A 13888-nucleotide genomic window follows, 5' to 3' on the forward strand; every position below is an offset into this window, starting at 1 on the left:
ATTGTCATTTATTTAACATGAATCAGAGAAAATAGTAAACAATCGTTTCTCTATTTGATTGAACATATTTAATATTTTTATTACTCACAGTTAAATATCTATTAATAATAGATTGCAATATTTTGATCATGAACTTTTTCTATCTGAACAGGAGTATCGAAAATATCTTCTAAAATAGTAGAGTCTATTATCTGATCTGGATTTCCTTGATAAATTAATTCTCCATTTTTCATTGCTAGAATATAGTTGGAATAGACCGAAGCAAAATTAATATCGTGAATGACAATAACAATCGTTTTACCCAATTCATCAGCAGCTCGACGTAACTGTTTCATCATTGCAACAGCATGCTTCATATCAAGGTTATTTAATGGTTCATCAAGTAATACATATTCTGTGTCTTGACAAAGTACCATTGCAACATAAGCACGTTGACGTTGCCCACCAGAAAGCTCATCTAAAAATCGATCTTTATATTCAGTCAAATTCAAAAATTCAAGAGCCCGATTAATATGTACTAAATCATCTTTATTTAATCGCCCTTTGCTATAAGGATAACGGCCAAATCCAACTAACTCAAAAACAGTAAGTCTGCTGGTAAAACGATTTTCTTGCCTTAATACTGAAAGATAGGTTGCAAGTTTATCGCTTGGCGTATTAACAACATCCATATTTTGAATTTTTACTAGCCCCTCATCAGCAAGCAATAAACGACTAATAATTGATAATAGTGTTGATTTACCTGCACCATTTGGACCAATAATCGCTGTAATACCACCTTGTGATATTGTTGCACTCACATTTTTTAATACCTGTATAGTTTGATATTTTTTACTAATATTATCAATTTCTATCACATTGGAACCTTTTTCAATAATAAGAAGATAAACAATGAACCACCAATAAATTCAATTACAATAGATAATGCACCTACCATGTTTAAGACATGTTCTAAAAACATCTGTCCACCAACAAGAAAAATTACACCTAATAAAAAAGCTGTTGGTAATAAAAAACGATGCTGGCTTGAACCACTAATGCTATAAGCTAAATTGGCAATAAGCAGGCCAAGAAAAGTAAAAGGACCAACTAGTGCCGTTGATATTGCAACTAATACCGAAACAAGTAATAAAATAATGGTGACACTTTTTTGATAATCGACGCCCAAATTGATGGCATTATCACGCCCTAACGCTAATACATCGAACCTAAACCGCATCCGCCATAAAAAAAGCCCTATAACTGTGGCAATAATTAATGAAAAGATAATTAACATAGGTTCAGCTCGAGTAAATGTTGCAAAAATTCGGCTTTGCAATACAGCAAATTCAGTTGGTGTCATTAACCTCTGTAACAAATTAGAAAAACTACGAAATAGCGTGCCTAAAATGATCCCAATTAATAAAACTAAATGAAGATTCTGTTTGAGCTTGGTAAATAATCCTCGATACAAAAATAGAGAAAATAAAATTAATAACAATGATTCAAAAATAAATTTACCAATAATTCCAATATAAGGAATACCTTGAGCATCAATAAAAAAGACGACCACCGTTTGAATCAATACAAACAAAGATTCAAATCCCATTATAGAGGGTGTCAAAATTCGATTATTAGTAACAGTTTGGAAAAGCAGAGTCGAAGTTGCTGCAGAAAAAGCCACTAAAATCATGGTTAAGACAATCCAAGCCCGATGACTTAAAATATAACTAATATTACCTTTTAAATTAAATGTCATAAAAAAAACAATACAAAAAACGGCAATACCTAGTAATAATAATATTGTTTTTCGACTTGAAATAAGGCGTTTTTGATTAACTAGCATGACGTTTTTTACTCAACAACACTAAAAAAATAATAGCCCCTACCACACCAAGAATAACACTAACGGGAATTTCAAACGGATAGCGAATAACTCGCCCGATAATATCGCAAAATAAAACCAATCCACTTCCGAATAAACATATCCAAGGTATGGTTTTACGAACGTTATCACCAAATATCAAACTGACAATGTTAGGTACAATTAATCCTAAAAATGGCAATACTCCAACAACGACAACGACGATGCCACCAATAAGAGCTATAACAATAAGTCCAGTTAGCATGACTTGGTTATAATTAAGCCCGACATTGACAGAAAAATCACGCCCTAATCCCGCAACGGTAAAACGATCTGCGCTCCAACATGCAAGTAAGGTAATGCCCCCAACTAGCCACAATAGCTCGTAACGACCTTGTAAAATACCTGAAAAATCACCTGATTCCCAGCCTCCAAGTGATTGCAGTAAATCAAAATACATAGCAAAAAAAGTACAAATTGCACTAATCACTGCACCAAGCATTATCCCAACAAGAGGTACCATAAGTGCAGATTTAAAAATAATTTTGCGAGAAATAAACATGAATAATACAGTGCCGGCCATAGCAAATAAACTTGCTACCACCATTTTCATCATAACACTTGCGCCCGGAGCAAGTACCATCATCACTAATAACCCTAAACTAGCTGATTGAGTAGTACCTACTAGAGACGGTTCGACAAATCGATTTTGGGTAAGTAGTTGCATAATTAAACCGGCAACACTCATCGCGCTACCAGCTAAGAGTAAAGCCACCGTTCTAGGAACGCGGCTAACAAAAAAGATTTGTCGCATATTACCGTCAGACCAAAGATCGACTAACGTTACATGCCCTGCACCAATAAACAAACTTAATGCAGTCATTGCTAATAAAAAAACAATGCCTGCAATAAAATAAACTGTTTTAGTCATGGTTTATTTAGTTTGCTGATGTTTTTTCTAAAACATCACTTATTTGGTCCATTAAACGACTATAAGTTTGGATACCGCCAGAAATATACATTGATGTAGAATCTAAATAAACAATATGGTTTTGTTGCCATGCATCCGTTTTCTGAATTAATTCATTATCTAAAACTTGCTGGGCTGATTGAGCTTCTTTATTACCAATTGCATTGTCTCTATCTAGAACAAATAACCATTGAGGATTAACGCTTAATACAAACTCAGAAGTTACTGCATTACCATGACGTCCCGCTTCTTGGAATATTGTTGCAGGTTTAAAACCTAGTACATCGAAAATAAAACCAAAACGCGATTTTGGTCCATAAGCAGACATTTTGCCACCATTAATCATAATAACTAAAGCGGTTCCTGCTGTGCTTGCTTTTGGATTTAACTGTTCAATTTTTTGGTTAAAATCGGCAAGTAATTTTTTTGCTTCTTCTTGTTTACCAAAAATGTTACCTAACTGTTCAGTACGCTCTGTTAAGCTAGCTAAGAAATTATTAGGATCTAGATCAAGTGAGATTGTTGGTGCAATATCACTTAATTTTTTATAGACATCATTTGCACGTCCACCAGCAATAATCACATCGGGTTGAAGTGTGCTTAGTACTTCATAATTTGGCTCAAATAAAGTACCAACATTAGTATACGTTTTATCTGCATATTTTGATAAAAAATCTGGGAAATGTACATCTGATTGAGGAACTGCCGTGACAGGAATATTTAATGCATCGATAATATCTAATGTTGCGGTATTAAATACTACCACTTTTTTTGGATTTTCAGGTACCTCAGTTTTACCTTGGGAATGTTCAACAACGATTGATGTTTTATTAGCGGCTGGCGCATCTTTTTTATCGTCACAACCAACCAATGCAAATAAAGCGGCTAGTAATACTAAAAATTTAACTTTGATAGATGAATACATTGTAACTCCTAATTATTAGCTTAGTTCAAAAGCGCATAAATGATAAATAAAATAATAATAATTATCATTTGCACCAAATTGTAACTAAAAATAAATAAGTGTTCAATGAACTTTAAACAAACAGCAAAATAATACCAAAAAAATTGATAAAAACAGTAATTTTTAAAGTTGAAACAATGAGTTTTTATAAAAACCGCATATATTATTAATAATTACTTATCATCAGATAACTCTTTAAGCTTTCTCGTCAACGTATTACGTCCCCAACCTAATAAATGTGCAGCATCTTGTTTATGTCCACGAGTAAAATTCAAAGCACAATTTAATAAAATACGCTCAACATCAGTAACTGCCTCTGTTAAAATGCCAACCTTGCCAGCAAGTAAGGCTTCTTTAGCCCAATGTTCGAGCTGATATTGCCAATCAATATTTTTTTGTACTTGATTACTCTGTTGAATGCTAACTTCCTGACTTGTGACGTTTTTAGGTACAGTTAATTGCAATAACTCTGGCGGTAAATCTTGTACAAGTATTTCTTTACTTGAAGACATAACTGTAACCCAACGGCAAGTGTTCTCAAGTTGGCGAACATTACCTGGCCAATTAAACTGACATAATACATCTAAGGCTTCAACACTAAATACTTTACTTTCTACCCCTAATTCTTTTGCTGTAGTATTTAAAAAATGTGCTGCCAGTTTTGGAATATCTTGAGCCCTATCGCGTAGTGGGGGTAATAAAATACGAATTACATTTAGACGATGAAACAGATCCTCTCTAAATTTTCCTTCTCTGACTCTTGCTTCTAAATCTTGGTGAGTTGCAGCGATAATACGTACATCGACTTTGACGGGTGAATATCCCCCAATACGATAAAACTGCCCATCAGCTAATACTCTTAATAATCTGGTTTGCACATCAAGAGGCATATCACCAATTTCATCTAAAAATAACGTTCCACCATTAGCTTGTTCAAATCGTCCATGACGAATTTGTGCTGCCCCAGTAAAGGCCCCTTTTTCATGCCCAAATAGTTCTGATTCAATGAGGTCTTTAGGAATAGCGGCCATATTAAGTGCAATAAATGGCGATTGTGATCGAGGACTGTGGGTATGCAGAGCTTTAGCGACCAGTTCTTTACCCGTTCCAGACTCTCCATTAATCAAAACACTTATTGATGATTTAGATAAACGACCAATAATGCGAAACACTTCTTGCATAGAAGGTGCTTCACCAATAATACCAGTGGACGCTTTAGCGGTGGTATTACTACTGTTTTTTTTACTTTGAGTTTGTAGTATAGCTCGCTCTACGAGTTGAATAACTTCATCAACATCAAAGGGTTTAGGAATATAATCATAAGCTCCTCTTTGATATGCATTCACTGCTGCATCAAGATCTGAATGAGCTGTCATAATAATAACAGGTAAGTCAGGATATTGTTCTTTAACATGGTGAAGTAATGTAAAGCCATCCAGCCCTGGCATTTTTATATCTGAGATTAAAACTGCCGGTTTTTGAGGATTAGTAACTAAAGCATCTATCGCTTCTTGGCCACTTGAAAAAGTAATACAGTTAAAATGAGCATTGGTTAATGCTTTCTCTAATACCCAACGAATAGAACTATCATCATCAACTATCCAAACATTCATTTTAATTTACCTCACTGCTTAATTGGCAGATAGACAGAAAATTCTGTATGCCCCGGCCAACTATTAAATTCAATTTTACCGTGATGTTGATCGACAATATTATGTGCAATCGAAAGTCCAATTCCAGTACCGCCTTCATAACCACTTACCATTGGATAAAACAGTGTATCTTGTATATGAACAGGAACACCTGGTCCATTGTCTTCAATATCTATACGCGCGCATAGACGATAACGCTGCCCATGTAAAGTAACTTGAAACGCTGTTCTTGTTCTAATTGTTATCGTTCCGCTTTTAGTACCAATAGCTTGTAAAGCATTACGAGCAATATTTAAAATCACTTGCTCAATCTGCTCTGAATCATGAATGAATTCGGGCAAACTGGGATCATAATCACGTAAAATTACAACATTGATTGGCTTTTCCAGACAAAGCAGTGCATATATTCGTTCAATTGCTTTATGAATATTCTGTTCTTTTTGCTGCAATCGCTGTTGGGGGCCAAGTAACCTATCAACAAGATTCCTTAATCTATCTGCTTGTTCAATAATTACTTGCGTATAATCTTGCAATTCATTTTTAGGTAGTTCGCGTGATAATAACTGAGCGGCACCTCTAAGACCTCCAAGTGGATTTTTAATTTCATGAGCAAGCCCCCTAACTAATTCACGAGCTGCACTTTGTTGGGCTTGTTGTAATTGCTCTTGACTTAACCGCTTATGATTATTTAACGGCGCCATTTCGATCAATACATGACCGTTTGTTAGTAATTGTGCCGTTAACGATAAGATATGTAATTCATTGTTAACAACTAAATTAACTTCGTTATCCGTAAAACCTTGATTTTTTTCTAATGCACGCAGCATTAATTCAATATCTAAAGAAAAATAGCTCAATAAATCTGGGAAACAACTTTCTAATAATTTTTTGGAACTTTGCGCCAATAATTGTTGCGCAGCAGTATTAGCATAAAGAATATTGAGTTTTTTATCTAATAACAAAATACTTGTGATCATCGAATCGAGAACAAGATTAGCATCAGATTCATTATCAAATGTCATCGTTGGATTTCCGTCCCCTTTGGAAACCACCACTAACTAAATAGTGGTGATTAAGGCATAAAATGTTTACTTATAGACTATAGTACAATTCAAATTCAACTGGATGTGGCGTCATGCGAACACGATCAACATCTTGACGTTTTAAATCGATATAGGCATCAATAGTATCATTAGTAAATACGTTGCCACGAGTTAAGAATTCACGATCTGAATTTAATGCTTCTAATGCCTCTTCAAGTGAGCCTGCTACTTGTGGAATTAATTTAGATTCTTCTGGCGGTAAATCATATAAGTTCTTATCCATTGCATCACCTGGGTGAATTTTATTGATAATACCATCTAAACCAGCCATTAGCTGCGCTGCAAATGCTAAGTATGGATTCGCTGCCGGATCTGGGAAACGAACTTCAATACGACGAGCTTTAGGGCTTGTAACAACAGGAATACGAATTGATGCAGAACGGTTACGTGCTGAATAAGCAAGCATAACAGGCGCTTCATAACCTGGTACTAAACGTTTATAAGAGTTAGTGGCTGGGTTAGTAAATGCATTGATCGCTTTAGCATGTTTAATAATTCCACCAATATAAAACAGTGCCATTTCAGATAGACCCGCATATTTATCACCCGCAAAAAGATTTACGCCGTCTTTAGCAAGTGATTGGTGACAGTGCATACCTGAACCATTATCACCAAATATTGGTTTTGGCATAAACGTTGCTGTTTTACCATAGGCATGAGCAACATTTTGAACTACATATTTATAAATTTGAACTTCATCAGCTTTTTTAGTTAATGTGTTAAAACGGCAAGCAATTTCGTTCTGACCAGCTGTAGCTACTTCATGGTGATGAGCTTCAACAACTAAACCAAGTTGTTCCATAATTAAGCACATTTCAGAGCGAATATCTTGTGATGAATCAACTGGTGGAAGTGGAAAATAACCACCTTTTACACCAGGACGATGCCCTTTGTTACCTTCTTCATATTTAGTACCCGAATTCCAAGCTGCTTCAATATCATCGATATGAACAAAACTGCCTGACATCGGCGAACCAAAACGTACATCATCAAATAAAAAGAACTCTGGTTCTGGTCCAAAAATAACGGTGTCAGCAATACCAGATGATTTTAAGAAGTCTTCTGCACGTTTAGCTATTGAACGAGGATCACGATCATAGCCTTGCAATGTAGCTGGTTCTAAGACATCACAACGTATATTTAATGTCGTGTCTTCAAAAAATGGGTCAATAACAGCGCTTGATGCATCTGGCATTAATACCATATCTGATTCATTAATACCTTTCCAACCTGCAATTGATGAGCCATCAAACATCTTACCATCTTCAAAAAAATCAGTATCAATTTGACTAACAGGAATAGTAACGTGTTGTTCTTTACCTTTAGTATCAGTAAAACGTAAATCAACAAATTTCACATCATTATCTTTAATTAGCGTTAAAACTCTTTGTATAGACATGTATCTTCTCCATTGAGGACAAATAATTGTTCAGTTTAAAAGGCATTCTTGCCGAGTTGTATTCTATTATGCAAATATGATGCCATTTTTTGACCATACTATTTTAGTGGATTTATCTTCAATAATAGTAACATAAATATACAAATTGCACTAAATTAAAGCAACAAGCACCAAATCAACGCACCAAAATTAATCATCGACCTAAAATGATCGTTTTCAATGCCCTAAAATAGAAAAATTTTACTATATTAATCATTATTCAAAATTTATTTCTGATTTTTAAATTGACGTTTTTCTTAGTTTATTTATTTAGTTTATAGCCATCTAATCACCAAACAAAAAACATCATGAATTATAAAAATAATACGGAAATTAGATTTTGGATCAAATTACACAAATAAAATGGCCTCATAAAAAACATAAAATTAAAATAACCTATTTAAATTATGTATCACTCTAATCGAAAAATTAAATTAACATGGTTGCATGTAAATTAAGTTTTCTCTTTTAAGCACTGTATTTCAATGCATAATACCGTTATAATCTTGTCTTATTATTAAAAAATTAGGTAATTATATAAGTATGGACTTTATAACACTCGAAATTCTACCTTTTGTAAAAAATCATCTTTTGCTTTCATTAGGTTGGATTGCGCTATTTATCACAATTATCGTATTAACGATTAAAGGTAAATTATCAAAGGTTAAAATTATTGATAATGCTCAAGCGATCCATATGATTAACAGAGAAAATGCAGTTATTATTGATATTAGAACTGCAGATAGTTTTAAAAAGGGGCATATCACTGACGCTCATAATATTTTGCCTATCGATATTAAAAATTCCAGTTCAAAATTAATTGAAAAATTTAAAGAAAACACCATAATTTTGGTTGACGAAAATGGTTTATCATCTGCTAGCATTGGTGAAACACTTATCAAACAAGGCTTTTTAAATGTGTCTGTGTTAAAAGATGGCATTGCTGGCTGGAATGGCGAAAATTTACCACTTGTAAAAAAATAATATTATTCAAAAATAAGGTTTTATCATGACAGAACAAAATAATACCCAACAACCTGAAACACAATTCGCAATTCAACGTATTTACACTAAAGATGTTTCATTTGAAACTAATAATGTACCTGAAATTTTTACTAAACAGTGGCAACCAGATATGAATTTAGAATTAAATTCATCTTCGCAAACCTTAAATGAAGGCGTTTATGAAGTTGCACTACGTGTTACTGTAACGGTAAAACAGCAAGAAGAAATTGTATATATTTGTGAAGTGACTCAAGCAGGTATTTTTTCACTTATCGGATTTGATGAAAGCCAAGTTCAACATTGTGTTGGCTCTTATTGTCCAAATATTTTGTTCCCTTACGCACGTGAAGTGATTTCAAGTTTAGTAAATAAAGGTTCATTCCCACAAGTGAATTTAGAACCCGTAAATTTTGAAGCGTTGTATATGAATTATATTCAGCAACAAGCTGAAGCTGAATCTACTGAAACATTGCAATAGTTATATTATTTGAATTAATAAAAAGTTTTGGATTATTATGAAAAAAAATGCTGCTGTGACAGTTATTGGAGCGGGTTCTTATGGAACGTCTTTGGCTATCTTACTAGCACGAAATGGTCATCCTACGTTATTGTGGGGACATAACCCAGATAAAATGACTGTTTTGCAGCATGACAGGCAAAATAAGCAGTTTTTGCCAGATATACCTTTTCCTGATCTGTTACAAATTGAAAGAAATTTAAAAACCGCCGTATTAGCTGCACCTATTTTACTAATTGTCGTACCAAGTCATGCTTTTGCCAGCATCCTAAAACAAATTAAACCTTTCTTACGTAAAGATAGCAAAATTGTTTGGGCAACAAAAGGGCTTGAAGTTGATACAGGCAGATTGTTACAAGATGTAGCTAAAGAAATTCTAGGTGATAAAATTCCATTAGCGGTTATTTCTGGACCAACGTTTGCTAAAGAGGTAGCTTCTGGTTCACCAACAGCAGTAACTGTCGCATCAACTAATGAACAATTTTTAACTGAATTACAAAATCTATTTCACTGTAGTAAAAGTTTTCGTGTTTACAGCAGTAAAGACTTTATTGGAGTACAACTTGGCGGGGCAATAAAAAATGTTATTGCTATTGGTGCAGGTCTGTCAGACGGTTTAGGCTTTGGTGCTAATGCCAGAACAGCGTTAATCACCCGGGGGCTTGCCGAAATGATGCGTTTAGGTGCAGTATTAGGCGCTGATCCTGCAACTTTTATGGGAATGGCAGGACTTGGTGATCTCGTTTTAACTTGTACAGACAATCAATCCCGTAACCGTCGCTTTGGAATATTACTTGGTCAGAATAAATCTATTCAAGAGGCTCAAGATATTATTGCCCAAGTTGTCGAAGGTTGTAAAAATACCAAAGAAGTTTGGTCACTTGCACAAAAATACCATGTTGATATGCCTATCACTGAACAGATTTATAAAATTTTATATGAACATAAAGATCCTAAACAAGCAGCGATGGCATTGCTTGGACGTTCTCAAAAAGAAGAGTTAAAAAGTTAGTTTTTTACTTAAACGTATAGTTAACCTGAAACTTTTTTACAAATTTCAGGTTGTTACTTTATTAGATATTTATGCCAATACCTTTTTCTTTTGCTTTAAGGTAAATATCATAACCAACATAAACATCAAGTACTGCTGTTCCAACTGTTTTAAATAAAGTAATTTGCTGCTCATTTTGGCGGCAAAGCTGTGGATTTAAAACTAAATCACCTAATTCTAAAAAATCATCTTTTGATATGAGTTTTTGTTCAATAGGATCAATGATATCACCCGCTTCGGCAAATACACCGTCTTTCGTATCAAGCACTCGAATATCGGATTTTTCTACAATATTACTTGGGATCTCGTGCATCTCTGGCATATATGCCCCTACTCCATTGATATGAGTTCCAGGCTTAACTAGATCACCATTAAAAGTCACTTCTTTTGATGTGGTGACAGAGGTAATGATATCCGCTTGATGAATATCTTCATCGAAATTTTCAGAAAAATACAGATTAGCAGAAAAATGTTCAAACCGTTTCTTCATTAACTCGGTAAATTGCTTACCTTTATTAGTATCCAGCCCAAAGATTGCCACATCGGTTAATGGACGAACGGTTAACATAGCCTCTAATTGTGAAGCAGCTTGTCCACCTGTACCTATCAACACGGCTCGCTTAGAATCTTTACGAGCTAAAAGATCGGTTGCAGCACCTTGCACTGCGCCTGTTCTAAGTTGGGTTACAAAAGTACCATCCAACATGGCGCAAACTTCACCTGTTTTTGGGTCTATCATCATGACTTGAGCCGGTACAGATGGTTTACCTAATTTAGGATTATCTGGAAATACCGAAACTATTTTAATTCCTACAATATCGTTACCTTTTATATGAGCAGGCATAAACAAGCATTGTCCTTTTTGCATATCGAAATTGATACGTAATGGCACATCACTATTTCCTTGAGTATAAATTTTTAAGGCCTGTTTATCTGCAGCTATTGCCTCTGCCATGGTGTAGAATTTTTCAATATCTTTAGCTGTTAAAATTAGCATATTGATTCCTTATTGATCTTTTCTATTTATTTACCTTTTTAGTATCTATAATCTATTTTTAAAATCAAGCGACATTATCTTAACATATAACAATTTGTTTTATTTAATTTATTTTTTGTATTTTACATTTCTTGTATATTTTAATTATTTTCACTATTATTACATGGTGTAATTTTACACGATACTTGAGAAATGAGATGTTATTTAAAATATTAAAATTTTTTTTAAAGATGTTATTCCATGTAAAAGTTCATGGGAATCTTAACAATTTAAAACAAGACAGATTGCTTATCACACCGAATCACGTTTCTTTCCTTGATGGTATTCTAATCGGCGTTTTTTTACCAGTAAGACCTGTTTTTGCTATCTACGCAGGTTATATCAACCATTGGTTAGTACGCCTAGCCAAACACTATGTAGATTTTGTGCCAATGGATCCAATTAGTCCTATGGCCATTAAACGTTTAGTTCGCGAAATTGAAAAAGGTCGTCCAATTGTTATTTTTCCTGAAGGAAGAATTACAGTAACAGGTTCCTTAATGAAAGTTTATGATGGCGCTGCTTTTGTCGCAGCTCGATCACAAGCAACCATTGTACCTGTCTGGATTGAAGGCGCTGAGTTTACCATAACCAGCCGCTTGAAAGGATTATTTAAACGTCACTTATTCCCTAAAATAACGATTCATGTGCTTGAGCCAACATCCATTCCTATGCCGGATGCACCTAAAGCTAGTGAAAGACGCTATATTGCCGGCGAAAAACTTCACCAAATAATGATGAATGCTCGCATGGGAAGTCGTCCTAAATTAACTCTTTTTGAAGCACTGCTTGAAGCTCAAGTACGCTACGGCGTAAAATCACGGATGGTACAAGATCCCACAACTAATGAAGCAACTTATCGCAATTTAATTAAACAAATTATTGGTATTAGCTGCATTCTTTCTAAATTTACTCAGAAAAAAGAACGCGTTGGAGTTCTATTACCTAATGCAACGATTACCGTTGCTACCATTTTTGGTTTATCGGTTAAAAACCGCATTCCAGCAATGCTCAACTATACCGCAGGAACAAAAGGTTTAACCTGCGCAATAACAGCTGCTGAAATCAAAACCATTATCACTTCACGTAAATTTATCCAAAAAGGAAAACTCGACTATTTACTTGAAGAAATCAAAGATGTTAAATGGTGTTTCTTAGAAGATTTACGCAGTAGTTTAACATTTACCGACAAACTTTACATTGCCGTTCACCAGTTTATACCACGTTTAGTTAAACAAGCTCAAACCAGTGATGACGAAGCGTTGGTATTATTTACATCCGGTTCTGAAGGTAATCCTAAAGGTGTTGTGCATAGCCATGCTAGCTTACTTGCTAATGTCGAGCAAATTCGAACCGTTATTGACCCAACACCCGCTGACCGCTTTATGTCTGCATTACCGCTATTCCACGCTTTTGGTATCACCGCTGGGCTATTTTTACCAATATTTTCCGGTAGCCGTACTTTCTTATATCCAAATCCTTTACATTATCGTATGGTGCCTGAAATAATTTATGACCAAAACTGTACCGTTTTATTTGGTACACCTACTTTTTTAGCCAATTATGCTCGTTATGCACACCCTTATGATTTTATGCGCCTACGTTATGTGGTCGCTGGTGCGGAAAAACTATCTGACGCAGTACGTGAGCAATGGAAAGATAAATATGGTATTCGTATTCTAGAGGGCTATGGTGTTACTGAATGCGGACCGGTTGTGTCACTGAATGTTCCAATGGCATTTAAAGCTGGCACAGTAGGCCGATTATTACCGGGTATGACCTCAAAATTAATCCCAATTCCAGGTATTTCTGATGGTGGAGAATTACTCGTTAAGGGACCTAATGTAATGAAAGGTTACTTACGAGTAGAAAACCCAGGTAAATTGGAAGAACCAACCGCAACCGATGAACAAGGTCAACCGGAAAAAGGTTGGTATGATACCGGCGACATTGTTTCTATTGATAAGCAAGGTTTTTTAACAATCAAAGGACGGTTAAAACGATTTGCTAAAATTGCTGGTGAAATGGTTTCATTAGAAAGTGTTGAAGCGCTTGCTAAAAAAGTCGATTCTGAAGCTATGCACGGTGCAACAGTAAAAAGTGATGCAGCAAAAGGGGAAGCAATTGTATTATTTACTACATCGCCTGAGTTAAATCGCGAACAACTTAATCAAGCAGCTCAAGAACTGGGTATTCCAGCATTAGCTATACCGCGTGATATTCGTGTTGTTAAAGAGTTACCACTTCTTGGTACAGGTAAAATTGATTTTATTACCTTGAGAAAAATGGCTGACCAATAACTTAAGGAT

At 34.8% G+C, this 13888-nt stretch carries 12 protein-coding genes; 4 read left to right on the plus strand and 8 right to left on the minus strand.

All coding sequences use genetic code 11. The annotated features are described in order from the left end of the window. Positions 1-101: 101 nt before the first annotated feature. The 7 genes from AC5LW9_RS12740 to glnA all read right to left on the minus strand — a co-directional run bounded on the left by AC5LW9_RS12740 (position 102) and on the right by glnA (position 7931). Positions 102-857 (minus strand): iron ABC transporter ATP-binding protein, encoded by a 756-nt coding sequence (locus tag AC5LW9_RS12740; protein WP_493456016.1) that lies wholly within the window; start codon positions 855-857, stop codon positions 102-104. Next, positions 854-1825 (minus strand): iron chelate uptake ABC transporter family permease subunit, encoded by a 972-nt coding sequence (locus AC5LW9_RS12745; protein ID WP_198228659.1) that lies wholly within the window; start codon positions 1823-1825, stop codon positions 854-856. Before AC5LW9_RS12745 ends, AC5LW9_RS12740 begins: the two co-directional genes overlap by 4 nt. Then, positions 1815-2774, minus strand: coding sequence for an ABC transporter permease (locus AC5LW9_RS12750; RefSeq protein ID WP_198228660.1), 960 nt, complete (start codon positions 2772-2774; stop codon positions 1815-1817). Before AC5LW9_RS12750 ends, AC5LW9_RS12745 begins: the two co-directional genes overlap by 11 nt. 7 nt (positions 2775-2781) lie before the next feature. After that, positions 2782-3738 carry a siderophore ABC transporter substrate-binding protein gene (locus AC5LW9_RS12755; RefSeq protein ID WP_198235904.1) on the minus strand — a complete coding sequence of 319 codons (957 nt, stop codon included), beginning with the start codon at positions 3736-3738 and terminating at the stop codon, positions 2782-2784. Between the two features lie 212 nt (positions 3739-3950). Further along, entirely contained in the window at positions 3951-5390 is a 1440-nt protein-coding gene (gene glnG / locus AC5LW9_RS12760) for a nitrogen regulation protein NR(I) (RefSeq protein WP_198235905.1), read from the minus strand. Between the two features lie 11 nt (positions 5391-5401). Beyond that, a complete protein-coding gene (glnL, locus tag AC5LW9_RS12765; protein ID WP_039126637.1) occupies positions 5402-6451 on the minus strand; it encodes a nitrogen regulation protein NR(II) in 1050 nt (349 codons plus the stop codon). Between the two features lie 70 nt (positions 6452-6521). Beyond that, complete coding sequence (glnA, locus tag AC5LW9_RS12770) at positions 6522-7931, minus strand: glutamate--ammonia ligase (RefSeq protein WP_065738486.1); 1410 nt, start codon at positions 7929-7931, stop codon at positions 6522-6524. 582 nt (positions 7932-8513) lie between these two features. On the opposite strand from glnA, the gene AC5LW9_RS12775 reads away from it, so the two are divergent. The 3 genes from AC5LW9_RS12775 to gpsA are packed head-to-tail and all read left to right on the plus strand — an operon-like array spanning position 8514 to position 10504. After that, complete coding sequence (locus AC5LW9_RS12775; protein ID WP_039126642.1) at positions 8514-8954, plus strand: rhodanese-like domain-containing protein; 441 nt, start codon at positions 8514-8516, stop codon at positions 8952-8954. A 25-nt stretch (positions 8955-8979) separates the two neighbouring features. Beyond that, positions 8980-9453: a protein-export chaperone SecB gene (gene secB / locus AC5LW9_RS12780; protein WP_039126645.1), complete on the plus strand. Its 474-nt coding sequence runs from the start codon at positions 8980-8982 to the stop codon at positions 9451-9453. A 37-nt stretch (positions 9454-9490) separates the two neighbouring features. Beyond that, positions 9491-10504: an NAD(P)H-dependent glycerol-3-phosphate dehydrogenase gene (gpsA, locus tag AC5LW9_RS12785; protein WP_232352550.1), complete on the plus strand. Its 1014-nt coding sequence runs from the start codon at positions 9491-9493 to the stop codon at positions 10502-10504. 61 nt (positions 10505-10565) lie between these two features. Here the strand turns inward: gpsA and AC5LW9_RS12790 are convergent, their stop codons facing one another. Next, complete coding sequence (locus AC5LW9_RS12790) at positions 10566-11540, minus strand: ornithine cyclodeaminase family protein (RefSeq protein WP_493456017.1); 975 nt, start codon at positions 11538-11540, stop codon at positions 10566-10568. A 197-nt stretch (positions 11541-11737) separates the two neighbouring features. On the opposite strand from AC5LW9_RS12790, the gene aas reads away from it, so the two are divergent. Next, entirely contained in the window at positions 11738-13879 is a 2142-nt protein-coding gene (gene aas / locus AC5LW9_RS12795) for a bifunctional acyl-ACP--phospholipid O-acyltransferase/long-chain-fatty-acid--ACP ligase (RefSeq protein ID WP_198235907.1), read from the plus strand. The last annotated feature ends 9 nt before the right edge of the window (positions 13880-13888 follow it).

Source organism: Gilliamella sp. LMG 34360 (genome assembly GCF_984568995.1).

Excerpts from the sequence above, each read along its gene's own strand:
- AC5LW9_RS12745 (WP_198228659.1), bottom strand. The coding sequence starts at position 1,825 with ATGCTAGTTAATCAAAAACGCCTTATTTCAAGTCGAAAAACAATATTA.
- AC5LW9_RS12750 (WP_198228660.1), bottom strand. The coding sequence starts at position 2,774 with ATGACTAAAACAGTTTATTTTATTGCAGGCATTGTTTTTTTATTAGCA.
- AC5LW9_RS12755 (WP_198235904.1), bottom strand. The coding sequence starts at position 3,738 with ATGTATTCATCTATCAAAGTTAAATTTTTAGTATTACTAGCCGCTTTA.
- glnG (WP_198235905.1), bottom strand. The coding sequence starts at position 5,390 with ATGAATGTTTGGATAGTTGATGATGATAGTTCTATTCGTTGGGTATTA.
- glnL (WP_039126637.1), bottom strand. The coding sequence starts at position 6,451 with ATGACATTTGATAATGAATCTGATGCTAATCTTGTTCTCGATTCGATG.
- glnA (WP_065738486.1), bottom strand. The coding sequence starts at position 7,931 with ATGTCTATACAAAGAGTTTTAACGCTAATTAAAGATAATGATGTGAAA.
- AC5LW9_RS12775 (WP_039126642.1), top strand. The coding sequence starts at position 8,514 with ATGGACTTTATAACACTCGAAATTCTACCTTTTGTAAAAAATCATCTT.
- secB (WP_039126645.1), top strand. The coding sequence starts at position 8,980 with ATGACAGAACAAAATAATACCCAACAACCTGAAACACAATTCGCAATT.
- gpsA (WP_232352550.1), top strand. The coding sequence starts at position 9,491 with ATGAAAAAAAATGCTGCTGTGACAGTTATTGGAGCGGGTTCTTATGGA.
- AC5LW9_RS12790 (WP_493456017.1), bottom strand. The coding sequence starts at position 11,540 with ATGCTAATTTTAACAGCTAAAGATATTGAAAAATTCTACACCATGGCA.
- aas (WP_198235907.1), top strand. The coding sequence starts at position 11,738 with ATGTTATTTAAAATATTAAAATTTTTTTTAAAGATGTTATTCCATGTA.